The organism is Haloarcula montana, assembly GCF_035666295.1.
Classification (GTDB): Archaea; Halobacteriota; Halobacteria; order Halobacteriales; family Haloarculaceae; genus Haloarcula; species Haloarcula montana.
The window spans coordinates 1773027-1797062 of record NZ_CP142027.1; the positions used below are offsets into that span (position 1 = coordinate 1773027).

Genomic DNA, 24036 nt, shown 5'->3' on the forward strand with positions numbered 1-24036 from the left:
GGTGGACAAGGCAATCGATGGTATTGGTGGACAGCGAGGCACTACTCTGGCACGGAGAGTGCCTCGTGGCTGACTGACGTGGCAGGGACGGTCTGGAAACGGTGGTATCGTGCCCCTGGGGAGGGGCGGATCGTCGGGGACAGGTGACCGACGATGGGATACGGGTACAGCCCGTTTGCCTGCCAACCAAGTGAACCGGCCGAGACAGTAAATAACCTACGAAATATGTTATTTTCAGACCGAGTAAATAGTTCGATCCCGGGAACCGCTCGGGCGGGAGAATCTTGTACGCCGCCACGCTATGGAGCGCATGGCCCCGGACCACGTTCTCGTTCCGCTGGACGGATCGCCGCTCTCCGACGCGGCGCTGTCATACGCACTCGAAACCTTCGACTGTCGAGTGACGGTTCTGAACGTTGTGACGCCGTTGGACGACGGGATGAGCGAAGGTGGCATCGTCGGGGCCGGCGACCAACGCCGTCAGCAGGCCCACGAACGGGCCAAGACACTCGTCGAGCGAGCCGAGACGACGGCCAGCGAGACCGACCGTGCGGTTGAGACGGCTGTCGAGACCGGTGATCCCGCCGAGACGATCCTGGCGTTCGTCGACGATAGCGATGTCGACCACGTCGTCATGGGCGGGCACGGACGGACCGAGCCGAATCTGGTCGATCGGTTGTTGGGGACTGTCGCGACTGCCGTCGTCAGCAAGGCATCCGTGACGGTCACTGTCGTCAGATAACGCCCAATGCCGTCCCCAAGACACGGTAGAGACCGAAGCCGATGCCGATTGACGCGACGAGTGTCAGGACCCAGAAGGTGAGTGTTACGCCGATCTTCCGCCGGGAGACGCCGGCCGATCCGCCCGCGAGACCGCCACCGATGACCCCCGAGATAATGATATTGTTGAACGAGATGGGAATTCCCAGTGCGATCGCCACCTGCGCGATGATGAACCCCGGGACCAGCGCCGCGATCGACCGGCGGATTCCCAGTTGGGCGTACTCCCGCGAGGTCGCCTGTAGGAGCCGTGGCGCGCCCATCCACGCGCCCGCGAGGATACCGCTTGCACCGATCGCGAGCAGGACGATCCCCGGGAGCCCCAGTTCCACCCGGTAGAGGTTCTCTAGTGGTCCAGTAGCCAGTCCGACCTGGCTCCCGCCACTGGAGAACGCGACGACACTCCCCAGCGCGACCAGGAACGTCTTCACGCCGCGGTCGACGGACTCCTGAGTCCGTCGCCGGATGAACACGAACCCGCCGACCGCAGCAACCACTGTCACCGCGAGCACGTCGAGTTCGAGCCCACCGATGGCCGGCGTCGTCACGAACTGCCCGAAGAAACTCGCCAGTGACGCCTGTGTCTCGCCAGGTGGTGACGGGATGATACTCAACTGGACGTTGGCGACGATCCCGCCGACGACCGCTGCCAGAACGGGGACGCTGACCGTCTCGGGGATGTCGTCCCGGCGTAGCAACGTCGCCGTGAGATACGCCAGCCCGCCCGAGACCGGTGGGACCAGGACCCAAAACAGGAGTATCTCCCGGTAGGTGTCGTACACCGGTGTCCCGCCGAGTGAGAGGCCGACACCGACCATCGCACCCGTCGTGGCGAACGCCGCCGGGACGGGATATCCCGAGTACACCCCGAAGGCCATGAACGCCGTCGCGGTCAACAGTCCCGCCGTCGCGGCCAGCGAGGTGATCGGCTCCCCTTCGATCAGCCCCGAGCCGACCGTCTCCGAGATGCTCCCACCCTGTGTGAGCGCGCCCAGCGCAGCCAGAATCCCGATGAGAAACGCCGCTCGCATCGTCGAGATCGCGTTGGCCCCGATCGCCGGCGCGAACGGTGGCGAGTTGCTGTTCGCACCGAGCGCCCAGGCAGTCCCCAGCCCTGTCACCGTCGCGAGGCCGACTAACGCCCAGAATCCCGCCGCTGCCATCAGACGCTCACTCCCGCCGCGACACGTCCACACCGGCTGTCCATGATCACGATATTGGCACGTCCGGGCGAAAAGGGTTTGTACCCGTACGACGGTCGACGACGCCCAATCCCGATAGGCTAAAGGGCACCACTACAGAACGCACATACAGAGGGCCCTTAGCTTAGTCTGGTTAAAGCGATCGGCTCATATCGTCGACGGGGACTCCGTCGGCGTGGGATACCGATTGAGCGCTGGTTCAAATCCGGCAGGGCCCATCCAGCTCCTTGTCGACGTCGAACGTACCAGAATAATCCCCGTGAAGCACCTCTCTGTACGGAAATAAGCATAATCGGTGGTACTCTCGTAGTTCTCGCCGCGGCTCTCGTTGACGCGGTTGGTGGTGTAGGCCGCGGCGAGTGACGATAGCGAGAGGACGAACGCGCTGGCGGTGAAGATCGTCCCCGCCAGTGCGTCTTCGACGTCCTTGACGAGGCAGCCGAGATTACGAAAGAAGCCCGTGCAGCCGAGACAGACGCGCCGAAGCCGGACACACCTTGGCTCGACTCGTGACGGGGCCACCACAGAATTTCTCCGGTGAAGAGATCGTATCTGTCTTAATGTGGTGCTACCGATTTCAATGAATGGATGTCCTGAATCGAGGAATATCGCCTACAAGACACCACGAAATCCATTGCTTCGTATCCGCAGATACCGGCTGTAACGGGAACTGATCTCTAGTACACTCAAAAACCGCCCTCAAATCTGGAGGTATGAGAATATATACGAAAGATTCGCACCCAATTCGGAAATAGAGGAATACAAAACCAAAGTGTAGAGATATAATCTGGATTTTGGGGGAGTATTTACTCTGTAGTTTTATATATGGATGCCTGAATGTGTATAGCTAAATTAGTGGTCTAGATATCGCTTGAATGTGGACAGAATCTAGTTGAGTATATCTGTCTAGATGTGTACTCACCGCTTCTCCGCACCGAAATATTACTGACTGTTAAAATAACGAAGGTACGATTGTTAGCCAGATTGTGCTGTTGCTGCTTGGTTGGTGCCGGTGACCGGGTGCAGAGGCACAGGATCGGAGACAGTCATCTGTGAGGCCGGCAGTACCGAAACGTATCGATAGATAATAAAACAGTTTTTTTACTGTTGGCCCTGAGGATGGATATATGGGAATGTCTCAACAGTCCTCTGATGTGGCGCAGTTTCACGTCGAAAACATCGGGGGCATCAGCGAGACCAGTGTCGATATCCCGCCGGGTGTGACTGTCCTCACAGGGAAGAACGCGACGAACCGTACGTCGTTTCTTCAGTCTATCATGGCGGTGATGGGGAGCAACCAGGCGACGTTGAAAGGCGATGCCGACACGGGCAGTGTGGAACTATCGATCGGCGGCCAGTCGTACGAACGACGGCTGAAACGGACCGGTGAGACGGTCCAGTTCGAGGATGGCGGGTACCTCGACGATCCGGCAGTCGCAGACGTGTTCGCGTTTCTGCTGGAGACCAACGAGGCCCGCCAGTCGGTCGCACGTGGTGACGATCTCCGTGAGATCATCATGCGACCGGTCGATATCGACGAAATCAAACACGAGATCCGCCGGCTCGAAGAAGAAAAAGGCGAAATAAACGACGAATTGGCGGAGATAGAATCAAAGAAGCGCAACCTTCCCGATCTAGAGCAGCAAAAAAGCAAAATACAAGACCAGATATCGGAAAAAAGGGATGAACTGGCCGAGAAAGAAGACGATATCGACTCGAACAGTCGCGATATCGAAGAGAGTCGGAAAGAACAGGAGGAGTTAGAGGATAAACTGGACGAACTCCGATCGACACGGTCAGATCTGGAATCAGCCCGCCGGCAGATCGAGACACAGGAGGAGAGTATCTCCTCGCTGAAACAGGAACGCCAGGAGCTCGAATCGGAGCTTTCGGACCTCCCTGAGACGCCGATGGGCGAACACCAGCATCTCGACGACGAGATCAGCCGTCTGCGCGATCAGCGCCAGGCACTCAACACCGAGATCTCCGATCTCCAGAGTCTCATCCAGTACAACGAGGAACGACTCGAAGAGGAGGATTACGGCGTGATCCAGTCGCTTGACGACGAGCAGGACGAACCGGCGGACGCGGTCACCGACAAACTGCTCGACGACGACGAATCGATCGTCTGTTGGACGTGTGGATCGACGGTCGAACGCGAACAGATCGAGGAGACGGTCACCCGGTTGCAGGACTTGCGCCAGGAGAAGGTCGAGGCGCTCAACGACCTCAAATCCGAACTTGACGATCTCAAGAGCCAGCAACGCGAAGCCGAACAGCAACAACAGCGTCGGGAAGACGTTCAGCGACAGATCGAGGACATCGAGACGGAACTGGAACGCCGTGAGGACCAGATCGACTCGTTGAAAGAGCGCCGTGAGTCACTCACCGACCAGGTCCAGACTCTCGAAGAAGAAGTCGACGATCTCGAATCCGAGGACTTCGACGATATCCTCTCTCTCCACAAGGAGGCAAACCAGCTCGAATTCGAGATCGATAGTTTGGAATCGGACCTCGACGAGATCTCCTCGGAGATCGAATCGATCGAGGAACTGTTAGACCGGGCAGACGATCTCCGGGCCGAGCGTGACGAACTGGTCGAGGAACTCACCGACAAGCGGACCAAGATCGACCAGATCGAGGCGGGGGCAGTCGAGGAGTTCAACGAACACATGGACGCGATCCTCGACATCATGCAGTACGAGAACCTAGAGCGGATCTGGATCGAGCGTGTCGAGCGGACGGTCCGTGAGGGGAGACAGAAAGTCGACAGGACGGCCTTCGAACTCCACATTGTCCGGACGACGGACAACGGAGCCGCCTACGAGGACACGATCGAACACCTGAGCGAGAGCGAGCGCGAGGTGACCGGCCTGATCTTCGCGCTGGCGGGATATCTGGTCCACGATCTCCACGAAACGGTGCCGTTCATGCTGCTTGACTCGCTGGAGGCGATCGATTCGAGCCGGATCGCCGAACTGGTCGCGTACTTCGCGGATTACGCCCAGTATCTCGTCGTGGCGCTGTTGCCCGAGGACGCACAGGCACTCGACGAGGAGTTCCACCGTATCACTTCGATCTGACTCAGTAGCCTTTTGTCACTATTCTCGCTAGGGATACCACGATGGCAGACACACCGGACGACCGGCCAGCGAGCAAGGTAGCACGCCTCATCGACGAGTACGGGTTGGACGGGCTCGGGGCCGATCTGGAAGCGCGGTGGACGGGTGAGGGCGCCGAGCGGATGAGTCTCCGGGATCTCGCGGAGTTTTTCAACAAGCGGCTGCTCGAACAGTTGTTACTCGACGCCGGGATGAGCGCCCTCGAAAGCGATGTCCGGACGACCTACGAGAACCTCACCGGCGACGATGTCAGTACTGGTGTCAGGACCGACACGCGAAACCGACTCGAACGGAACGGGATCGACGTCGACGACCTCGAGCAGGACTTCGTCACCTACCAGGCTATCAGATCGTATCTCAAGGACTGGCGCGGTGCGGAGTACGAGGGACTGAGCGACCAGGAGAAAATCGAGAAAGACCTGGAGAGTATCCAGCGATTGATGACGCGGACGCTCTCGGTCACTGAGGAACGTATCGAGAAGCTTCGGGATACGGACCGGATCGACATTGACGACTTCGAGGTGTTCCTCGACGCCCAGGTCCTCTGCCAGCAGTGTGGGACACAGTATACGGTCGCCACGTTCTTCGAGCAGGGTGGCTGTTCCTGCCAGCAGGAGTAGTTACGGCACGATCGGATACCCTCTCCCCTTCATCGCACTGATACGTCTGTTTTACTGGATCGACGTGCGTATCCGACGGACATACCGGTAGATACCGGAGGGATGGTAATTGTTTTGGGGGTGACCGTTCATACTCCGGACAATGAGCGAGAACGAGGACGCAGACGGTAAGGAAGTGTCCGTATCGATGGAACTCAGCGGCGATTACGAGGAAGTCATCTCCAAGCTCGACTCTAGCGACAGCGGGCGGACGGACCTCGATCCGTTGCTCGGCGATCTCGAAATCCTCCTGGAGACGGTCGTCCGAATCAACGGCGGTACCCGGAGCGCGATCGCCCAACAGCTTCCGGAAGGGATGACTGTCGCCTTCGATGCACAGGCCGTCGTCGACACGCTCCAGGTGTTAGAACGGTACGACCTCGTCGTTCTGGAGGGCAACACCTGGAAACCGGGACCGAGTCTACAGGAGTGAGTCGGGTGTCAGCCGTCGATCGCGTGGACGGTCCCAGCGAGTGTCGGGACCCACAGACGCCCCCCGCTGACGATCGGCGTACTCCGTTCGACTGGGACATCGAGCGCGTGTGACCACTTGACCGACCCCGTCGCGCGGTCCAGCGCGTACACTGTGCCGTCGTTGGCGACGACGTAGAGTGTCCCCTCGACGAGGACTGGGGCGTTCGAGAGCGCGGTGTCGAGTTCCGTCTTCCAGCGTTCGAGCCCGTCTTCGAGCCCGTATATCTCGCCGCTGTCGGTCCCGAAAAACGCCCACTCGCCGTCGATGACTGGGTTGTGACGGACCGGACTGGCGGTTCCGAACTCCCAGATCAGCCGTCCGTTGGTGTTGAGTGCCAACAGTTTTCCATTGCGGCTGGTCGCGTAGACCGCGCGGCCGTCCGTGGCGACACCGCGGATGCCACGCCCCTCGTCGTACTCCCAGGAGTCGGCCGCCGAGTCGGCGAGGGCGAAGATACTCCCGCTGTTGGTCCCGACGTACGTGACACCCCGCACGCGGGCGATCGCGGTCCGTACTTCTGCAGTCACGTCGGTCTCTCCGGTCCGGCCCCCGGAGTTTTGCCGTAGTTCCAGGACGCGGCCACCGCCTGTCCCGACGATGACGGTCCCGTCGGCGACGTGGGCTGTCCCGAACCCGGCGCCCGACGAGGGGCTGTAGGTCCAGAACACCTCACCGCTGGCCCCGTTGAGAGCGTACATGGTTCCGGTGTCGGTACCGGCGAAGACGAACCCTTCCTTGTGTACGGGCGTCGCGTGGACTGGACCGTTCGTCGCTGCTTTCCATTGCTGGTCGCCCGAGACCGCGTCGATCGCGTGGATCGCACCCGCGTCGGAACTGCTCTGGACGCTCCCGGCGCCGACGAACAACGTGCCGTCGACGAGTGTCAGTGACCCCTCGGTCGGCGTGCCGAGATCGTACGTCCAACTCGTCGCCGGTGGTCCGGAAAGCCCGGTCGCCTCCGGGTGGACGCCGAGGTTTCCGGCCGAGTAGTGATACGAGGGCCAGTCGGCCTCGGGAAGCAACTGTGGCGTCTGTGTCGGCGTCGCAGTTTCGGTCGCTGTTGCGGTTTCGGTCGCCGTCGCAACGGGCGTGTCCGTCACAGTGTCGGTTGCCGTGGATTGATCGTCGTCGCTGTCCCCCCCACAGCCGGCGAGTCCGACCGCCGTCGTCGCGACGGCAGTCAGGAACGTCCGACGTCGAAACGTCTCACGCATCGACTAATTCACCGCTCTTCTCAATAATATAACTACTGATATCTAAAATTAAAAGGGGGGCTCCGGCATCATGGGCAAATCTTTCCGGGTATCGGTAGACCTATATGGTGGTGTGGTATAGCATATCACGTATGGCGTCCGCACCGAGCAGCGACGATATGTTCGACCAGTTCCTCTCCCAACGGGGCCACGACGTTGAGACGGCCGCCTGGGAGGAGAACTACAACAAAAAGCAGTGTCCCGACTGTGGCGGTCTCCACGACGACGCGGCGACAGAGTGCTCGGTGTGCGGGTGGACACCCGTAAACTGACGGGGTCCCGATTCACTGACTTTTCGGCGATTAATTGTGCCAGCGATAGCTCTCAGCAGCTAACACACGGGTCGACCCCGGCGACTGGGGTCAGGAGTCGCCGGGTCGACCCCGGGGAGAGAGCGATTAGACGTTGTCGAGTGACGCGTGGAGGAACAGTCCGATCGCGAGATGTTGGTACATCGCGTCCTCGATCTTCGATTCGGCTGCTGCCGCGTCGTCGATCGAGTACTGCTTGGTCTGCACGAGTTCGTGCATCCGGAGTTGGCTTTCGGCCTCGAGGTCGTGGAGACGCGGGTACACCGTCCCAGGACTCAGATCCGCATCGAAGAGCCGCGAGAGTTCCTCCATGAGTCCGGTACCGTGTGTCTCGTCGTCGGCCAGCGCGATCATCGCGAGCAGGATCTCGTCCAGGCTCTGGGTCACGAGGCCGTCGTCGACGGTGAGATCACCGTCAGCAACGTCCTCGATGACCGAAGACAACAGCGGCTCCGGAATGGTGCCGCTCTCGACTTCCGGACGATCTGTCCCGCCGAGAGGGGTCAGTTGCTCGTCGGGTGTCTCGCCCACTGTCGTGTCCGTCGTCATGCGACGGAGGTTGTCTCCGGACATCGTCTCACCTGAACGTGATCCGCAGCTACGGGTTCTACTGCCAGTCGCATATATCGGCGGCAGTGTTTTCTGAGCGTGAAAGGACCCCGGCGCTCGGAAACGCTTTTACTGTCCCGGGAGAATTGGACGGTAGTGCCGGACGACAAGAGTATCGAAGAGATTCTCGATACGATCGGCGATCAGCACGCACGGCGCGTGCTGGCCGCCATCAGTCGGGAGCCACAGTCGGCCAAGGAACTCGCCGAGGAGTGTGACCTCTCGTTGCCGACGGTGTATCGCCGCATCGAGATGCTCGACGAGTACGACCTCATCAAAGACCAGACGCTCGTCGCCGAGGACGGGAACCACTACAAGGTGTACCAGTCGAACTTCGAGTCGACAGTCATCTCCTTGGAAGACGAGGAGTACAAGGTCCGCATCTATCGCGAGGAGAACCTCCCCGACCGGTTCGGCCAGCTCTGGGACGAACTCAACCCCGAGTGACCGTGCCGACGCGAATGTTTACGACCCCGGTGGGCAAACAGAGGTGACAAGATGGCCGACGGTGTCGCAATCGCGCGCGGTGTGCTCGTTTTGATGCGGATGGTGGTGTTCGGGCTGACGCTGGGGATCACGCTCATCAGCTTCCAGGCGTACCGAAAGCGGCCTTCGGAACGCCTTCAGTACGCCTTCGTCGGGTTCGCGTTCATCAGTATGGGGGTCGCAGTCTCCAGTGTCATCACCCAGCTCGGGGCGGCCAACGTCGACGCGCTGGTGCGCGTGTTCTTCCAGATGGCCGAGACCGTCCCCTTTATCATCGGGTTCGCGATGTTGTACGTCTCACTGTACCGCTGACGGTGGGTCGCGAAAGCGCGCCGTTTATCCGTCCGCGCCTCTATTATCGTTTCAATGACTGAACCGACCACCGAGGTCGTCCGCTTGTTCGGTGGACCCGGCAGCGGGAAGACGACGGCCCTCCTCGACCGTGTCGACGAACTGCTGGAAGACGACGATGTCGACTTCCGGGACGTACTCGTCGTGTCCTACACGCGTGCGGCGGCAGCCGAGGTCCGTGAACGGCTGGCCGAACGGCTGGACGTGACGCCCCGAGCGCTCCGTGGGAACGTCTGTACGATGCACGCGAAGGCCTACGAACTGCTGAACCTCTCGCGTGGCGACGTTGTCGGCGAGGACGACAAGGAGGAGTTCTGTGATCAGTTCGGGATCGACTACGAGGACGAGTACGAGGGGTCCCGTCGGCGGTCGGCCCGCTCGACGACGCTCGGTAACAAGATCATCGCGACGAGCCAGTGGCTCCAGCGGACCCGCCGCGACGTGGCAGACTGGTACGACGTGCCGTTCAAGTGGGACGACGAGGAGGTCCGCCTCCCGCCCGAGATCGACGACAACGCCCAGACCGGCAACAAGTACACGCCGACCTGGCCGACCGACGACGACCGCGTCGACGTGCCCGAGGCGATCCGTGGCTGGCGGACGTACAAGGGCGACAACGACGTCATCGGCTTCGCGGACATGCTCGAACGGGTCGCTCAGCGCTCGCTGCTGCCAAACGTCGACTACCTCATCATCGACGAGTTCCAGGACATCACGACGCTGCAGTACGACGTCTACCAGGAGTGGAAACCCCACATGAAGCGGGTGCTGATCGCCGGCGACGACGACCAGGTCGTCTACGCCTGGCAGGGCGCCGACCCCGACCTGTTGCTCGAAGAGGAGGTCACAGAAGACGAGATCCTCCCCAATTCCTACCGACTGCCGTCACAGATCCTCAACGTGGTCAACCGGGAGGTCCGCCACATCGAGAAGCGCCAGGAGAAAGACCTCAACCCGCGCAAGGAGGGCGGACGGGTCGAGGCGGTCCCCAACCCCTCGATGTTCGATCTGGCTCGGAACGTCAAAGCCACCGTCGGCGAGTCCGACGAGACGGTGATGGTCCTCTTCCGGGCCCGCTACCAGATGTTCCAGTTCATCGACGAGTTCATCGACGAGGGGATCCCCTTCTCCTGTTTGACCGACCAGCGGATGTGGACCGACCGGCTGACACAGTACGTCCGCGGGGTCGAGGCTATCGAGAACGACGAACACCTCTCGGTGTTGGAGGCTCGCCGGCTGGCCGACATGCTGGCCGATTCGGCCTTCGGGACCGGCGAGCGCGACGACTTCTTCGACGAACTGGAGGAGATCGAGGAGAACCACGTCAAAGACGACATCGCCGAGATCGAGATCTCGCCGGATGTCGTCCGGGATCACGTCCCGTTCGTCCCCGACGCCGCCTCCGCCGGCGACATGCTGCGGAAGGTGACGAACTTCCAGGAACGGACCGTCAGTGCCTACTTCACCGGCGACTACCGCGGGATGGACGCCGATCGGGTCCGCGTGGGCACGATCCACTCCGCGAAAGGTCGCGAGGCCGACCACGTCTTCGTCGCCACCGACCTCACCGAGAAGGTTGTCGAGCAGATGGCCGCGACCGTCGAGCAGAAGGGCATCGAGGTGCCCGGCGTCGACGAGTTCACCAAACACACGAGTCCCGTGCCGACGCTGACCGACAACGAACGGCGTGTGTTCTACGTCGGGATGTCGCGGGCCCGCGAACGGCTGGTCCTGCTGGAGAACCTCGTCGACGGCGCACCGACGCTGCCGATCGACGTGTTGCTGGAAAACGAGCCCAGTGAGCGCTCCATCGAGGAACTGCTGGAGGAAGCCAGCGAACCGCTCGCGGCCGACTGATCGCTCGCGCGACCTGCCTTACTCGTCCTCGTCGGGATCGTCGGTCTTGGCGACGGCACCGACGGTCTTCTCGGCGGCTATCGCCGGCACGTCGGTCGGGGTGACCAGATACCGCTCGATGGCGATCATTCCGGCAGCGATCCCCAGGAACCCGACGCCGGCGACGAACTCGCCCCGGAGCAGATGCTCGGCGCCGAACAGCGCGACGGGAACGGCGAACACGACGACCGTCAGCAGGCCGATCGTGTCGAGGATGCCACCTGCCATTGGACGGGGTTGTCGCCAGCGGGACAAAAGCTTCGCGGGACGGCGCCGCGGGGGTACGTTCTTGACGCCGGCGGCGGAACGGACGGGTATGCAGGTCGGCATCGTCTCCGATACGCACGACAACCTGGACGTAGTCGAGGCCGCAGTCGAGACCTTCGAGGCCGCGGCTGTCGACGCGGTCGTCCACTGTGGCGACTTCGTCGCGCCGTTCTCGGTGACTCCCTTCGAGGGCGACTGGACGTTCTATGCTGCGCGGGGCAACAACGACGGCGAGTGGGCCGTCCAGTCGACCGTCGCGGAGTTCGGGACGTACCTGGATGAGATGGGCGAGATCACGCTCGACGGCGCGGAAACCGCAGTGTACCACGGGACCAGCGGCGCCATCGTCGACGCCCTGGTCGAGTGTGGTAACTACGACTACGTCTTCCACGGGCACTCGCACGAGCGCGGGACCGAGGAGTACGAGGGAACGGTCCGGGTCAACCCCGGTGGCATCGCCATCCCGCCGGCGCCCGAGGCGTTCTCGGTTGCGACGCTGGACACCGATAGCGGGGACCTGACGTTCCACGAACTCGGGTAACGGTCCCGTGGTGGCCGCTGTCACGACGGCCAGCGCGATCAGTCGTCGGCTGTCCGCCGGGCAGTGCTTCCACCGTGTTGGACCAGGCCGCGCCCGACCCCCAGTGCTTCGTCGGTCCGGCTGATGCTGCGGGCGGCGTCGGGGGTCCGCCCGGACAGCGCGCGGACGGCGTCGATGTTCTCGGGGACCACGTCGGCCTCCTGGTGGATCGCCTGGAACAGATAGAGGTCGTTGTCCTCGACGGTGACTGACTCCGCCCAGATGCAGTTCTCCCAGACATCACCCCGCGGGCGGCCGGCGTCGCGGGTGTACTCTTTGAGCTTCCCGGCCCCGTCGATCCCCAGCGTCTCCGGGATGAGGAACAGCCGGGACTCCGCCGTCAGCAGTTCCCGGACCGCCGTGGCCGACGGGTTCGACTCCAGCGTGACGTTGACGCTGTGGGTGTGCATCTGTGTCGTCGGGACTTTCATCCCCATCGTGTCGATGTCGATATCGGGAAAGACCGTCTGGACATCGGGGCCGTGGTGGGAGGGGATCTCCACTGGATCGGGGAGGGTGTCGTTGATCGGGCCGCGACTGGTTTGGCCGGGGTCGCCGCCGCGCCGGACCAGGGTCACCCGGGCCTTCTCGATGCCATAGCGCTCCCGCAGCGGGGCGAACAGGCGTGACAGACCGGTCGTGTTACACGAGACCACGCGGGCGGTGTCGGCGTTCAACGCGGACTCGTAGTTCGCTCTGGCGTTGAAGCTCATCTCGGCTACGCCCGGGTCCTCGCCGCCCTGGAAGATCGCCGGCGTGTCGTGGTCGGCATAGAGGTCGGCGTTTTTCGCCCCGATCCCGCCAGGCGTCGTATCGACTACGACGTCGCTGGCCGCGACGAGATCATGGACCGTCCCCTCCGTGTGGAGTCCAGCGGTGTCGAACGGAGCGCGGCCGTCCTCACCGGCCGAATAGAGGTCGTAGCCACGGTCGTGTGCGATCGTCGCCTCGAAGTTCGGTGTCCGTTTCGAGACGCCAGCGACGGTCATATCGGGCTGGGCACGCACCGCGTCGGCGACTCGCTTGCCGATCGTGCCAAAGCCGTTGATGCCCACATGGAGCATATCAAGTTGTTCTCGGGAGACGACGATATTCTTTACGGTTAATAGTGATAGAAATTAACTCGGATCGTTGTACTCTCGGGCGGTACTGTCACACGACGGGTGCCGACAGCGCTGGGTCGGCCGGCGCTCCCGTACCAAGAGTTAATCCGCTCCCGGCCGACCCGTCGGTATGGACAACTCGTCGCTCAGACGGCCAGCAGAGACAGCCATCAAGCAGTGTCTGAACCTCCAGCCCGACGAATCCTGTGCGGTCGTCACCGACGACAAGCGCAAGGCGATCGGCGAGGCCCTCGCCCGGGTCGCCGCCGAGATCACCGAGGACACCGTCTTCGTTCGATACCCGCCGGGTGACCAACACGGGGAGGAACCACCGGCGCCGGTCGCCGGCGCGATGCGGACCGCGGACGTGGTGTTGGCGCCGACGACCAAGAGCCTGAGCCACACCGACGCCCGTAGCGAGGCCAACGCCGCCGGCGCCCGGGTCGCGACGCTGCCCGGTATCACCGAGGGCGTGTTCCTGATGGGGCTGGACGCCGACTACGACAGCATCCGCGAGCACTGTGAGGCGGTCCTCGAACAGGTTCGGGACGCCGGCGAGATCCGGGTCACCTCCCCACAGGGAACCGATATCACCTTCGGCCTCGGCAGTCGGGAGTGGCGACTCGACACCGGAATCGTCCACGAACCGGGCGAGATGTCGAACCTGCCGGCCGGCGAGGTGTTCGTCGCGCCCGAGACAGCCGACGGCCGGTTCGTCGTCGACGGGACGATGCGTCCCCACGGGAAACTCGACGGAACGCAACTGGCCTTCGAAGTCGAGGACGGGTTCGTCACCGAGATCGACGATCCCGACGTTCGGCGGGAACTCGACGCAGCCGCCGAGGAGGTCGGGCGGGACGCCTACAACCTGGCGGAACTGGGCATCGGGACGAACGTCGCGGTCACGGAACTGGTCGGATCGGTCCTCTTAGACGAGAAGGCCGGCGGGACAGTCCACATCGCCGTCGGCGACGACCACGCGATCGGTGGGGACACCCACGTGCCGATCCACCTGGACGGTATCCTGACCGAACCGACGGTGTACGCCGACGGCGAACCGATCGAGTTGCCATCGGCCGAGTGACCGGTCACGTGAGCGAGACCGCTTCCCGGCGGTAGACGTAGCCACACAGTGCCACCGCCCACACGAGCGCCCCGAGCAGGACGGCGTCCATCGGCACCGGATAGCCGACGTTCCAGGCGAGGACGAGCGCGTGGAGCGCGCCGAGAAACCCCGTCGTCGCGACCGTCACGACTGTGGGAACGCGGGAATCGCTCGGTGGATCGTAGCTGAATACTGTCTTCACGAACAGGAACACCGCGAGCATGATCGCCGGCAGCAACGCGACGCCGACGGCTTTCGGGACGTAGTTGTCCGGCACTCCCGAAGCCGAAAAGTGGATCGCCATCTCGGCGGGGAGCCGTGGCCAGAGGGCAACCCCCAGTAGCGCCGTCAGGAGAACGATACCGACGTTCAACGCGTCAGCGGGCCGATATCGAGGCATCGACTACCTATTGAACCGCTGACTCCAAGATGGTTTCGTTGGGTCGGGAGTGACAGGACAGCCTCCGTCTGTCAGGTCTGCCCGTGCCAGCGGCCTGCACGAGCCGGACGTGGCGACGACCATTTACGCCCGGCCCGTCAACGGCGAGCTATGACTACAGTTTCACCTGGCGAACGGGTCGGCCTCCCCTGTCCCGCCTGTTCGCCCGACGTCGAGACCGTCCACGAAGTGCTGAACGACGGCGGCCAGGTCACTGTCCGGTGTACCGAGTGCGACCACGTCCACAAGGAACAGCTCCCTGAGGAGACGACTGTCCCACGGAACGTCGTCGTCTCCCAGGACGGAGAATCGTTCACCGCCCAGGTCGATGTCCCCGAAGACGAACAACTCGCGGTCGGCGAAGAGTTCCTCCTGGAGACCGAGGAAGCCGTCGTGACCGCCCGGATCACCAGCTTAGAGACGGCCGAGGGCCGCGAGGAGGAGGCACCGACCAGCGCCGTCGAGACCATCTGGTCCCGAGCCGTCGGGAACGTCGCCGTCAACGTCACCATGCATCCCAAGGACGGGCGCCACGACGAGACCGAGAGCTTCAAGCTCCAGGTCCCCGGCGACTATCAGTTCCAGGTCGGCGAGACCGAGACCTTCGGCGACGAGGAGTTCACCGTCGAGGGCATCCATATCCGCGACGACGCCCACGGCTACGACTTCGACAAACTGGACTACGAGGGCGACAGCGCCGTCGCGAAGGATATCAACCGGTTGTACGTCCGCGACGAGTCGACGACTGCGTGGTCGGCCTGGTAGGATGAACGACCCGGCGCGAGACCGCGCGGCGCTGGTCGACCGGCTCCGGAGCCGCGAGCGACTCGACGACGAGCGGGTTCTCGACGCACTCGAAACGGTCCCCAGACACGAGTTCGTTCCCGAGGAGCGGCGCGACCGCGCATACGTCGACAGCCCGCTCCCTATCGGCGAGGAACAGACCATCTCCGCGCCGCATATGGTCGCGATCATGGCGACGCTGCTGGAACTCCAGCCCGGCGACCGCGTCTTGGAGATCGGGACGGGCTGTGGCTACCACGCCGCGGTCACGGCCGAACTGGTCGGAGCCGAGAACGTCTACAGCGTCGAGTACCACGACTCGCTGGCACAGGCAGCACGGGAGCGGCTGGCAGCGACGGGATACGGGGACGTATCGGTCCGTCCCGGCGACGGTAAGCAGGGCTGGGCTGACCACGCTCCCTACGACCGGGCGTATCTCACCTGCGCCGCGCCGGAGTTTCCACGGGCGGTGGTCGAACAGACCCGCCCCGGCGGATTGGTACTCGCCCCCATCGGGAACGGGCGCCAGCGACTGGTCCGGGCACGCCGGCGCGCCGACGGCTCGCTCGAACGGGAGACCCACGGCGCGGTCCGGTTCGTCCCGCTGCAGTAGTCACGCCAACAGCAGCCACCGGACGCACAGTTCGAGCCCCGCGAGCAGCGCCAGTCCGGCGACCAGCGCCGGGCCGAAAAAGAGTGCGTACAGCCCCAATGGGTCCGTCTCGCCCCGGACGAGCAGGAAGGTGTAGACGAGGACGTTTGTCACCACCGAGAGCGCCACCAGTGGGACCACCACGCCGTACCGTGCGTAGCCGTACACCGGCACCGCGGCCTGCGCGGCCAGGACGACTGTTCCGACAGCGCCGACCCCGGCGGAAGCGACGGGACGGTCGCCGAACCCGCTCGCGAACGCGTCGGTGAGCAGCCGCGCGCCGGCCCAGCAGCACAGACAGCCGACGGCGTAGACGGCGCCGCTGCCCAGCGCCACCCGCAGCGGCGGCCAGCGGTCGACGAACAGGTACGGCAGCGCGAGGACAGCAACGGAAGCGACAACCGAGACGGCCCGTGTCAGCGTGTCGCTGCCGAGCGCCGGGTCAGGCGTCCCTGGCATGGCTGTCTGTTCACACCGCCGCGGGGTCACTCTTGTGTCGGTGGCCGAGGCCGCGTCATTCATATAGCTCCGCGCGAACCCACAGGTATGGACACGGCGGTGCTGCGGGACGATATGGTCGACAGCCTCCAACACGACAGCAAGGGCGTCGTCCAGAGCGCGTGGCTGTCGGCGGCGATGCGGTCGGTCCCACGGGAGGCGTTCGTCCCCGAGGAGCAGGCCTACTCCGACCGGCCCTTCGAAGTCATGGGGACGCGGGTCCTCTCGCCCAGCACTGCCGCCCGTCTACTGGAGGCGCTGGCACCGGCCGAAGACGACGACGTACTCGTGGTGGGTGCCGGAATCGGCTACACCGCGGCGGTGCTGGCCGAGCGGGTCGGTGCGGCGAACGTCCAGGCAATCGACATCACCCGGCGGCTGGTCATCGAAGCGCGGTCGAACTTAGCGACCGCCGGCTACGATGCGGTCCTCGTCGACCGCCGGAACGGTGCCGACGGGCTCCCCGAGTACGCCCCCTACGATCGCATCTTGCTGGAGGCTGCCGCCATCAGCCCGCCCCGCGCGCTGGTCGACCAGCTCGCGCCCGACGGCCGGCTCGTGATGCCGCTCGGGACCGGCGAGCAGACGCTGACTATCGTCGACGCTGACGGCGAGACCGAACGCCTGGGCGGCGTCGCGTTCGCGCCGATGCTCGTTGAGGGCGAGCAGGCCGACACCGTCGAACGAAACCGGACCCAACGCGAGGATCGCGAACGCGCCCGGAAAGCAGCGGAGACGCGACCGGGCTGGGAACACGAGTGGATCGACTGGGACTAGGACCGCACCACCAACAGATCCGTATTGGCCCGATTGTCCTGGTAGCTACTGCCGGCCGGCGGTTTCACCTCGAAGACGACTGTCCCCTCGTCCTGATTGGGACCCAACGACGGTGACAGCGACAGCGACGCCGTCCCGCTCGATCCGGTCTTCGCGGTTTCGACGGAGGAGAGCGTCGCGGTCCCGCTTTTCGCGACGACTGTCGCGTCGGCGACCGGCGCCCCCTCGGGATCGACGACCGTCACGGAGACGGAACCGCTCCCGGGCTCTGTGACCTCCGGGGACGGCTGGACGTCGACCTCGGTGACTTGGAGTGTCTGGATTCCCGAGATCGTGCTCATCATCACGCTCATGCAGGCGACGCCGACGACCAGTGCGATGACCAGTCGGATGGGAAGTCCTTCGATACCACGTTCGTCCCGCCATAGGGCTTCGAACACGGTGTGGCCTGGTCCCGGATTCGTACTTGAACCCTCGTCCCAGCGTTCAAATACGAGGCCGAGACCAGCCCCGGTATGGTCGTCATCGGACGCGAGGACGAACTGGGACCGAAAGCTCGATTGGGCCACTATCGGGCACGCGACGGGAGCCGCGGGGCACACGTCGACCTGGATCTCGACGGCCCCCACGCCGGCCTGGTCGTCGGGAAGCGCGGGATGGGAAAGAGCTACACGCTGGGCGTCCTCGCGGAGGCGCTGGCCGAGGCCGACGGCGTCGCCCCGGTCGTCGTCGACCCGATGGGTGTCTTCGCCGGGCTCGCGGACGTGGACGCCCCTGCACGGGTCCTCGACCCACAGGTCCGTGCGGACGCGCTCGGCCCACGTGAGTGGTGTACGCTGCTCGGGGTAGGACCCGAGAGCGGCGTGGGGAGTCTGCTCTGGCGGGCCACGAGCCACGCCGGGACGCTCTCGGAGATGCGTCGCTGGGTCGAGAACACCGACGCCGATCGGTCGACACGGCGCGGGGCAGCCAACCATCTGTCGCTGGCGGCCGACTGGAACGTCTTCGACCCCGACGGGCTTGATCCGACAGCGTTCGATAGCCCCGGGGTGACTGTCCTCGACCTTTCCGGCCAGACCCGCGAGCCCGCGGGCGCAGTGCTCGCGGCGGTCGCGACCACCCTGTATCGGGGGCGAGTCGACGGGACGACGACGCGACTCCCCTGGATACTCGTCGACGAGGCGCACGCGTTCACCGACGGCGTCGCTGCCGGCCCCCTTCGTCGGCTCGTCACCCGGGGCCGACAGCCCGGTGTGAGCCTGTGGCTGGCGACACAGCGCCCGAGCGCGCTGCCGGCGGTGGCGGTGTCACAGGCGGATCTCGTTCTGGCACATCGACTGACGGCTCGGACCGACATCGAGGCGCTGACAGCCGCTCGCCCGACGTACCTCGACGGGGAGTGGTCGACACGGCTCCCCGACGAACCCGGCGAGGCGCTCGTCGTCGACGACACCACCGAGTCCGTCCACCACGTCCGGGTCCGCGAGCGGCGGACGCCACACGGTGGTGACAGTCCGTGCGCGTCTGCTGTAGCTGATCCGTGACGGCCGTCGACCGCAACGCAGGAGTAGCCCGGCGGTCTCGTCCCGCCAATGAGTGGATTCCGCGAGGAGTGGGTCGGGCCGCTGGCGCTGGTCGCCGTCGGTGGCTGCCTCGGGGCCGCGCTCCGACACGGGATCACCGTCCTGACGCCGGGTGTCGCCACTCTCCAGGACCCGATAACCGGAACGCTCGCCGCGAACGTGCTCGGGAGCTTCCTGCTGGGCGCTATGGCCTACGACGCGGGAGCCGGCCAGGTGGTGCCCACGCGTGCCAGACTGCTCGTCGGGACGGGCGTTCTCTCGTCGCTGACGACCTACAGCACCTTCGCCGTCCAGACCAGCGGCCTCGGTCCGGAACTCGCCGCCCTGAACGTCGCCGCGAACTACGGGCTCGGCTTCGTCGCGGTCGTCTGTGGACAGCGACTCGCGGGGTGGCTGTCGTGAACCCGCTCGTCCTGGTCGGGATCGGCGGTGCAGTCGGGGCGATGGCCCGATACACGACTGCCCGGCTCCTCGAACGCGATCTGCTCGATACGCTCGCGGTGAACGTCCTCGGCAGCGTCCTCTTGGGCCTGCTGGTCACTGCCCGGCTCGGCGACGGCGTCGCGCTCGCGGCCGGAACCGGGTTCTGCGGGGCGTTCACTACGTTCTCGTCGTTCGCGGTCGAGACGGTCCAGTTGGCCGAGGACGGCGAACTCGTAACGGCTGCGCTGTACGCCGCCGGGATGCTCGCGGCGGCGCTGGTCGGTGTCCTGGTCGGTGGTGCCCTCGGCGGCGCGCTGTAGCACGCAGGGCTCAAGGCGCCGGCGGGCCTGCATCCACTATGGACCCTGCCGAGCTTCGCCGGTCGATCCCCGCGCTGGAGGAGCGTACGTACTTCAACACCGGAGCGAGCGGCCCCAGCCCGCGCCACGTCGTCGAGGCGGCGACCGGCTTTCTGGAGCGCCACGAGTTCGAGGGCCACGGCCCACGGGACCCCTACGAGATGGGGTTCGGGGCGATCGACGACGCCCGCGAGGTCGCCGCGGAGTTCCTGGGCGCCGGGACCGACGACCTCGCGTTCACCCGGAGCACCGCCGACGGGATCAGCCTCGTCGCCGGCGCCATCGACTTCCAACCCGGAGACGTGGTCGTCCGGACCGACCTCGAACACCCCGCCGGGACCCTCCCCTGGGACCGCCTGGCCGACACCCACGGCGTCGAGGTCCGGGTCGTCCCGACCGACCGGGGACGGCTCGACATGGCGGCGCTGAAAGACGCCGTCACCGACGCACGGTTGGTCGTCCTGAGTTCGCTCACCTGGACACACGGGACCAGGCTCCCGGTCGGCGAGGTCGTCGACATCGCCCACGACGCGGGCGCACAGGTGTTGGTCGACGCGGTCCAGTCGGTCGGCCACCACCCCGTCGATGTCACCGACTGGGGTGCGGACTTCGTCGCCGGCGCGGGGCACAAGTGGCTGCTGGGCGTGTGGGGTGCGGGGATGCTGTACGTCGACCCCGCGGCTCACGACCGGCTTCGACAGACCAGGATCGGCTACCGGAGCGTCGAGGACCCAAGCGCGAGCGAGTACACCTACCACGACGGCGGCCGGCGATTCGAGGTGGGGACGACCACCCCGGCGCCGTACGTCGCGCTGGCCGAAGCCATCGAGACGGTCGAAGCCGTCGGGTTCGAGACGATCCAGTCCCGGGTCCAGCGGCTGACCGACCGGCTGAAAGCGGGGCTTGGCGACCGACTGGTGAGTCCCGACGCCTACGAGTCGGGGCTGGTCACCTTCGCCGTTGAGGACCCCGAGGCGACGGTCCAGCGGCTCGGCGAGGCCGGCGTCGTCGTCCGGTCGCTCCCCCAGCCCGAGGGTGCCGTCCGGGCGTCGGTCCACGCCTTCAACACCGCCGAGGACGTCGACCGACTGCTCGACGCGCTGTAGCCCCCACGCTCATTGTGCAGGCGGCCGACGGATCAGTCATGGCTCCCCGGCCGGTCGTCACCTGTTTTCTGCGTACCGACGGCGAGATACTCCTGTTGTGCCGCAGCGACGCGGTCGGCTCCTATCCCGGCCGGTGGGGCGGAGTTGCCGGACACGTGGCCGACGACGGCGGCGACCCGACTGCGCCGGACCGCGACCCGGAGACCGCAGCGCGGGCCGAGATCGCCGAGGCGACCGGGCTGGAGCACGCAGTCACGCTCGCCAGTCGGGGCGAGCCGTTTTCGGTCGCCGACGGGACGGACGACTGGCTCGTCCACCCGTTCCTCTTCGACTGTGACTCCCGAGCGGTCCGGACGAACGCGGAGACCGCCGAGACGGCGTGGGTCCAGCCCCCCGAGATCCTCCGGCGGGAGACGGTTCCCCGGCTCTGGACGGCCTACGATCGGGTCCGACCGCGCGTGGCGACCGTCCGTGAGGACCGGACCCACGGCTCGTCGTGGCTCTCGGTGCGGGCACTGGAGGTCCTCCGGGAGGAGGCGGCCGCCGTCGTCGAAGGGCACCGGGACGACGGCGAGACGGTCGAACGGCCCAGCGACGACTGGGACGGGCTGGCGGCACTGGCCCGGTCGCTCCGTGATGCCCGTCCCTCGATGGCGGTTCTGGAAAACCGGATCAACCGGACGATGTTGGCCGCGAGCGACGGTCGGTCTCCGGAGACCGTCGAGACCGCGGCCGGCCGAGCGGTCGAACAGGTCTGTGCCGCCGACCGGGAGGCCGCCCGAGCGGCCGCTGAGGCGTTGCCGGCGCGGATCGCGACCCTCTCGCGCTCGGGGACGGTCCAGGAGACGCTCCACGAGGCTGCACCCGACGCGGTCCTGGTCGCCGAGTCACGCCCGGGCCGGGAGGGCATCGGCGTCGCCGAGGCGCTTGCGGCGTCGACGGACGTGACACTCACGACCGACGCCGCGCTGGCGTTCGAACTCGACGACTGGGACGCCGAGGCGGTGCTCGTCGGTGCCGACCGGATCTTGCCGGACGGCCGTCTCGTCAACAAGGTCGGCACCCGTGGGGCGGTGCTGTCGGCCGCAGCCGCCGACTGCGAGGTGTTCGTGGTGGCCGCAAGCGACAAGATCGCCCCCGAGGACGGGTACGACCTCGAACCGCGCTCCCGGGAGGAGGTCTACGACGGTGCGGCCGACGTAGCCGTCACCAACCCGACCTTCGACGTGACGCCGGCCGACCCGGTGACGGCCGTCCTGACCGAGCAGGGCCGACTCGACGCCGCGGAGATCCAGGCCGTCGCCGCCGCCCACCGCGACTGGCAGGCGTGGGACGACGGGTGAGTCGGCATCTCAGATGTACGTATCGGCGGGAAACGGGTCGTACTCACTGCTCGTCTAAGGCGACCGGGACGCCGGCGCTGGCCACGTCGGCGGCGAAGGCCCGCGAGTCGGCAGCGAGCGTCGAGAAGGTGTTGTAGTGGACCGGAACGACCAGATCGGGGTCGATCGTCGCCGCCAGTCCCGCCGCCTCGTGGCGGTCCATCGTGAACCGCTGGCCGATCGGCGGACAGAACAGCGAGGTCTCGACCGTTCGGTGCCCGGGTAACACGTCCGTATCGCCCGGCCAGAAGCAGTGGGTCCCGTCGACGACCGCCAGGAAGCCACAGCCGAAGCCCTCGGGGTGGTAGGGGGTCCCGTCGGGACGGGTGTGTGGGCCGTCGGGTTCGTTGTACGCCGGCGTCGTCCAGATGTCTGTCCCCTCGACGCCGAGTTGGTCGGCGGAACCGATCTGCCGGACCTCGTAGGGGAGATCCGCGAGTGGTCGGAGATCCCGTTCGCGAGCCCGCCCCTCGATTCCCTCGAAGGCGACCACCGTCGCGTCGGGGGCGGCGACCCGTTCGATGGCGTCGGGATCGTAGTGATGGACGTGGCTGACACAGACGATGTCGCCGTCGCGGGCGTCGTAGTCGCGTGCCGGCGGGTGGCCGACACCCTCCTCGAAGGGTTCCCACTCGCCGGTCAGGACGCCGTACCGGCCCGGGTCCATGTAGACGACCGTGTCGTCGCCGGCGAGCCTGATCGTCGTGTACCCGAGCCACTCGACGGCGAGCCCGTCGTGTCTGACCGTCATCCCTTCCACCTACGCGACCGGAGACATAAAGCCGCTACGAGCGCTGGCGTCTCAGTCGTTGGCGTCGACCGGCTCCGCAGTCGGGGCCAGCGAGTCCTCCCGGAGCGCGCTCCGGAGGCCGAGTTCGGCGACGTTACCGCCGTGTTCGGCGGTGCGCTGGAGGCTATCGACGACGTGTGTGAGCCGGTAGTCGCTCCCGGGGGCCTCGAACAGCCGCCGGTCGAGGTCGGCCACGTCTGCCCGAACACGGTCCCGATCACTCAGTGCCTGGTGGGCGGTGTCGACGCCGGCGTCGTCGATGACGACACGGACTGCCTCCTCGACCGTGCGCTGTGCCGTGGTAGCGATCCCGTCGATGTCGTCCGCGAGGTCGCCGGCAACCGGCGATTCCAGCCGGGCGGCCACGCAGGCGATCCGCTCGGCGTGGTCGGCGACCCGTTCGAGTTCACGGGCTGTCGCCCACAACTGGAACAGTTCGGGCCGGGTGAGACCGAGGGCGTCGACCTCGTCGAGTTTCGCGAGGCCGCGCTCGAAGTGCCGTTCGATCATCGCGTACAACCGGTCGGCCTGGTCGTCGCGGTCGGCGGGCTGGTCGACCCCGCCGGCGCCGGTCAGCGCTGCGACGGCGTCCCGGTGCATCGAGAGCGCGACGAACTGGAGTTGCCGGACTGACTGTGTGATCGAGACCTCCGTCGCGTCGAGCATCGTTCGGACCGTCACCTCGGTCGCCGACTCCTCGGCGACGGCGACTCCGGTCAGGTTCCGGGCGACCCGGTCGATGGCCCGTCGCTGACTGTCGGTAAAGCCCTCGGGTGCTGTGAGCCGTATCGATTCGGCCCCGGCGGCGTATGCCGCCCGAAGCGACTGTTCGACGGCGTCGGCGTCCTCGGGGGGAACCTGGATCTCGATGGGGCTGGTCACGCCGCGGTCACAGTCGCCGGCCTGGACGACGAGTAACCCGTCGATATGCGTGTGGAGGTCCACGACGGTGCCGGCGGAGACTTCCGCCTGTTCGGCCCACTCCTTCGGGAGCGAGACGGTGTACGTTCCGCCACCGACCTGTTGGATCTTGCGTGTCTCCATG

The 24036-nt window shown here is 65.4% G+C and carries 28 protein-coding genes and 1 tRNA gene; 19 read left to right on the forward strand and 10 right to left on the reverse strand.

Annotated features, from left to right (window positions below; translation table 11 throughout):
- Positions 1-310: 310 nt before the first annotated feature.
- On the forward strand, positions 311-742 hold the full coding sequence (locus VJ109_RS09240; protein WP_324756205.1) for a universal stress protein: 432 nt from the start codon (positions 311-313) through the stop codon (positions 740-742).
- Here the strand turns inward: VJ109_RS09240 and VJ109_RS09245 are convergent.
- Positions 735-1943: an inorganic phosphate transporter gene (locus VJ109_RS09245; protein ID WP_324756207.1), complete on the reverse strand. Its 1209-nt coding sequence runs from the start codon at positions 1941-1943 to the stop codon at positions 735-737. The genes VJ109_RS09240 and VJ109_RS09245 overlap by 8 nt on opposite strands.
- A gap of 152 nt (positions 1944-2095) precedes the next feature.
- Here VJ109_RS09245 and VJ109_RS09250 point away from each other — a divergent pair.
- The 4 genes from VJ109_RS09250 (at position 2096) to VJ109_RS09265 (ending at position 6196) form a co-directional block, all read left to right on the forward strand.
- Positions 2096-2200, forward strand: a tRNA-Ile gene (locus VJ109_RS09250).
- A 909-nt stretch (positions 2201-3109) separates the two neighbouring features.
- The gene (locus VJ109_RS09255) at positions 3110-5065 is read left to right on the forward strand and encodes an archaea-specific SMC-related protein (RefSeq protein WP_324756209.1); all 1956 of its coding nucleotides are present in this window, start codon (positions 3110-3112) and stop codon (positions 5063-5065) included.
- A 41-nt stretch (positions 5066-5106) separates the two neighbouring features.
- Complete coding sequence (gene rdfA / locus VJ109_RS09260; protein ID WP_324756211.1) at positions 5107-5724, forward strand: rod-determining factor RdfA; 618 nt, start codon at positions 5107-5109, stop codon at positions 5722-5724.
- 142 nt (positions 5725-5866) lie between these two features.
- Complete coding sequence (locus tag VJ109_RS09265) at positions 5867-6196, forward strand: hypothetical protein (RefSeq protein ID WP_276178182.1); 330 nt, start codon at positions 5867-5869, stop codon at positions 6194-6196.
- 8 nt (positions 6197-6204) lie between these two features.
- Here the strand turns inward: VJ109_RS09265 and VJ109_RS09270 are convergent, their stop codons facing one another.
- Positions 6205-7452 (reverse strand): outer membrane protein assembly factor BamB family protein, encoded by a 1248-nt coding sequence (locus VJ109_RS09270; RefSeq protein ID WP_324756214.1) that lies wholly within the window; start codon positions 7450-7452, stop codon positions 6205-6207.
- A 131-nt stretch (positions 7453-7583) separates the two neighbouring features.
- On the opposite strand from VJ109_RS09270, the gene VJ109_RS09275 reads away from it, so the two are divergent.
- The gene (locus tag VJ109_RS09275; RefSeq protein WP_276178178.1) at positions 7584-7763 is read left to right on the forward strand and encodes an HVO_0416 family zinc finger protein; all 180 of its coding nucleotides are present in this window, start codon (positions 7584-7586) and stop codon (positions 7761-7763) included.
- A 126-nt stretch (positions 7764-7889) separates the two neighbouring features.
- Here the strand turns inward: VJ109_RS09275 and VJ109_RS09280 are convergent, their stop codons facing one another.
- Positions 7890-8375, reverse strand: a complete 486-nt coding sequence (locus VJ109_RS09280) for a PadR family transcriptional regulator (protein WP_324756218.1) — start codon at positions 8373-8375, stop codon at positions 7890-7892.
- Between the two features lie 132 nt (positions 8376-8507).
- Here VJ109_RS09280 and VJ109_RS09285 point away from each other — a divergent pair, with 132 nt between their 5' ends.
- The 3 genes from VJ109_RS09285 to VJ109_RS09295 are packed head-to-tail and all read left to right on the forward strand — an operon-like array spanning position 8508 to position 11105.
- The gene (locus VJ109_RS09285) at positions 8508-8858 is read left to right on the forward strand and encodes an ArsR/SmtB family transcription factor (RefSeq protein WP_324756220.1); all 351 of its coding nucleotides are present in this window, start codon (positions 8508-8510) and stop codon (positions 8856-8858) included.
- A gap of 51 nt (positions 8859-8909) precedes the next feature.
- Positions 8910-9209, forward strand: coding sequence for a DUF7521 family protein (locus tag VJ109_RS09290; protein ID WP_276178172.1), 300 nt, complete (start codon positions 8910-8912; stop codon positions 9207-9209).
- A gap of 54 nt (positions 9210-9263) precedes the next feature.
- Positions 9264-11105 (forward strand): ATP-dependent helicase, encoded by a 1842-nt coding sequence (locus tag VJ109_RS09295; RefSeq protein ID WP_324756222.1) that lies wholly within the window; start codon positions 9264-9266, stop codon positions 11103-11105.
- A gap of 18 nt (positions 11106-11123) precedes the next feature.
- On the opposite strand, the gene VJ109_RS09300 is transcribed toward VJ109_RS09295, so the two are convergent.
- Positions 11124-11372 carry a DUF7533 family protein gene (locus tag VJ109_RS09300; RefSeq protein ID WP_324756224.1) on the reverse strand — a complete coding sequence of 83 codons (249 nt, stop codon included), beginning with the start codon at positions 11370-11372 and terminating at the stop codon, positions 11124-11126.
- Between the two features lie 88 nt (positions 11373-11460).
- Here VJ109_RS09300 and VJ109_RS09305 point away from each other — a divergent pair, with 88 nt between their 5' ends.
- Complete coding sequence (locus tag VJ109_RS09305; protein WP_324756226.1) at positions 11461-11952, forward strand: metallophosphoesterase; 492 nt, start codon at positions 11461-11463, stop codon at positions 11950-11952.
- A gap of 38 nt (positions 11953-11990) precedes the next feature.
- Here VJ109_RS09305 and VJ109_RS09310 read toward each other — a convergent pair whose 3' ends face one another.
- Entirely contained in the window at positions 11991-13055 is a 1065-nt protein-coding gene (locus VJ109_RS09310) for a type II glyceraldehyde-3-phosphate dehydrogenase (RefSeq protein WP_324756229.1), read from the reverse strand.
- A 169-nt stretch (positions 13056-13224) separates the two neighbouring features.
- Between VJ109_RS09310 and VJ109_RS09315 the strand changes: the two genes are divergently transcribed.
- Positions 13225-14178, forward strand: coding sequence for an aminopeptidase (locus tag VJ109_RS09315; RefSeq protein ID WP_324756231.1), 954 nt, complete (start codon positions 13225-13227; stop codon positions 14176-14178).
- Between the two features lie 4 nt (positions 14179-14182).
- Here VJ109_RS09315 and VJ109_RS09320 read toward each other — a convergent pair whose 3' ends face one another.
- The gene (locus tag VJ109_RS09320) at positions 14183-14599 is read right to left on the reverse strand and encodes a DUF1648 domain-containing protein (protein ID WP_324756233.1); all 417 of its coding nucleotides are present in this window, start codon (positions 14597-14599) and stop codon (positions 14183-14185) included.
- Positions 14600-14749: 150 nt separating this feature from the next.
- On the opposite strand from VJ109_RS09320, the gene VJ109_RS09325 reads away from it, so the two are divergent.
- Positions 14750-15403: an HVO_0476 family zinc finger protein gene (locus VJ109_RS09325; protein ID WP_324756235.1), complete on the forward strand. Its 654-nt coding sequence runs from the start codon at positions 14750-14752 to the stop codon at positions 15401-15403.
- A 1-nt stretch (position 15404) separates the two neighbouring features.
- On the forward strand, positions 15405-16034 hold the full coding sequence (locus VJ109_RS09330) for a protein-L-isoaspartate(D-aspartate) O-methyltransferase (RefSeq protein ID WP_324756237.1): 630 nt from the start codon (positions 15405-15407) through the stop codon (positions 16032-16034).
- Here the strand turns inward: VJ109_RS09330 and VJ109_RS09335 are convergent, their stop codons facing one another.
- The gene (locus tag VJ109_RS09335) at positions 16035-16532 is read right to left on the reverse strand and encodes a hypothetical protein (RefSeq protein WP_324756238.1); all 498 of its coding nucleotides are present in this window, start codon (positions 16530-16532) and stop codon (positions 16035-16037) included. It lies immediately after the preceding gene.
- Positions 16533-16619: 87 nt separating this feature from the next.
- On the opposite strand from VJ109_RS09335, the gene VJ109_RS09340 reads away from it, so the two are divergent.
- Entirely contained in the window at positions 16620-17348 is a 729-nt protein-coding gene (locus VJ109_RS09340; protein ID WP_324756239.1) for a protein-L-isoaspartate O-methyltransferase family protein, read from the forward strand.
- Here the strand turns inward: VJ109_RS09340 and VJ109_RS09345 are convergent.
- A complete protein-coding gene (locus VJ109_RS09345; RefSeq protein ID WP_324756240.1) occupies positions 17345-17788 on the reverse strand; it encodes a DUF7382 domain-containing protein in 444 nt (147 codons plus the stop codon). The genes VJ109_RS09340 and VJ109_RS09345 overlap by 4 nt on opposite strands.
- 75 nt (positions 17789-17863) lie before the next feature.
- On the opposite strand from VJ109_RS09345, the gene VJ109_RS09350 reads away from it, so the two are divergent.
- Genes VJ109_RS09350 through VJ109_RS09370 form a run of 5 tightly spaced genes read left to right on the forward strand, consistent with a single transcriptional unit; the run spans position 17864 to position 22162 of the window.
- Complete coding sequence (locus VJ109_RS09350) at positions 17864-18892, forward strand: ATP-binding protein (RefSeq protein WP_324756241.1); 1029 nt, start codon at positions 17864-17866, stop codon at positions 18890-18892.
- Positions 18893-18940: 48 nt separating this feature from the next.
- A complete protein-coding gene (locus VJ109_RS09355; protein WP_324756243.1) occupies positions 18941-19333 on the forward strand; it encodes a fluoride efflux transporter FluC in 393 nt (130 codons plus the stop codon).
- Between the two features lie 41 nt (positions 19334-19374).
- Complete coding sequence (locus tag VJ109_RS09360) at positions 19375-19674, forward strand: fluoride efflux transporter FluC (RefSeq protein ID WP_434737277.1); 300 nt, start codon at positions 19375-19377, stop codon at positions 19672-19674.
- A 38-nt stretch (positions 19675-19712) separates the two neighbouring features.
- Positions 19713-20819 carry an aminotransferase class V-fold PLP-dependent enzyme gene (locus VJ109_RS09365; protein ID WP_324756247.1) on the forward strand — a complete coding sequence of 369 codons (1107 nt, stop codon included), beginning with the start codon at positions 19713-19715 and terminating at the stop codon, positions 20817-20819.
- Between the two features lie 38 nt (positions 20820-20857).
- Complete coding sequence (locus VJ109_RS09370) at positions 20858-22162, forward strand: eIF2B alpha/beta/delta subunit family protein (protein ID WP_324756249.1); 1305 nt, start codon at positions 20858-20860, stop codon at positions 22160-22162.
- Positions 22163-22205: 43 nt separating this feature from the next.
- Here the strand turns inward: VJ109_RS09370 and VJ109_RS09375 are convergent, their stop codons facing one another.
- Positions 22206-22952 (reverse strand): MBL fold metallo-hydrolase, encoded by a 747-nt coding sequence (locus VJ109_RS09375; protein WP_324756251.1) that lies wholly within the window; start codon positions 22950-22952, stop codon positions 22206-22208.
- 51 nt (positions 22953-23003) lie between these two features.
- On the reverse strand, positions 23004-24035 hold the full coding sequence (locus VJ109_RS09380) for a phosphate uptake regulator PhoU (protein WP_324756252.1): 1032 nt from the start codon (positions 24033-24035) through the stop codon (positions 23004-23006).
- Position 24036 lies beyond the last annotated feature (1 nt).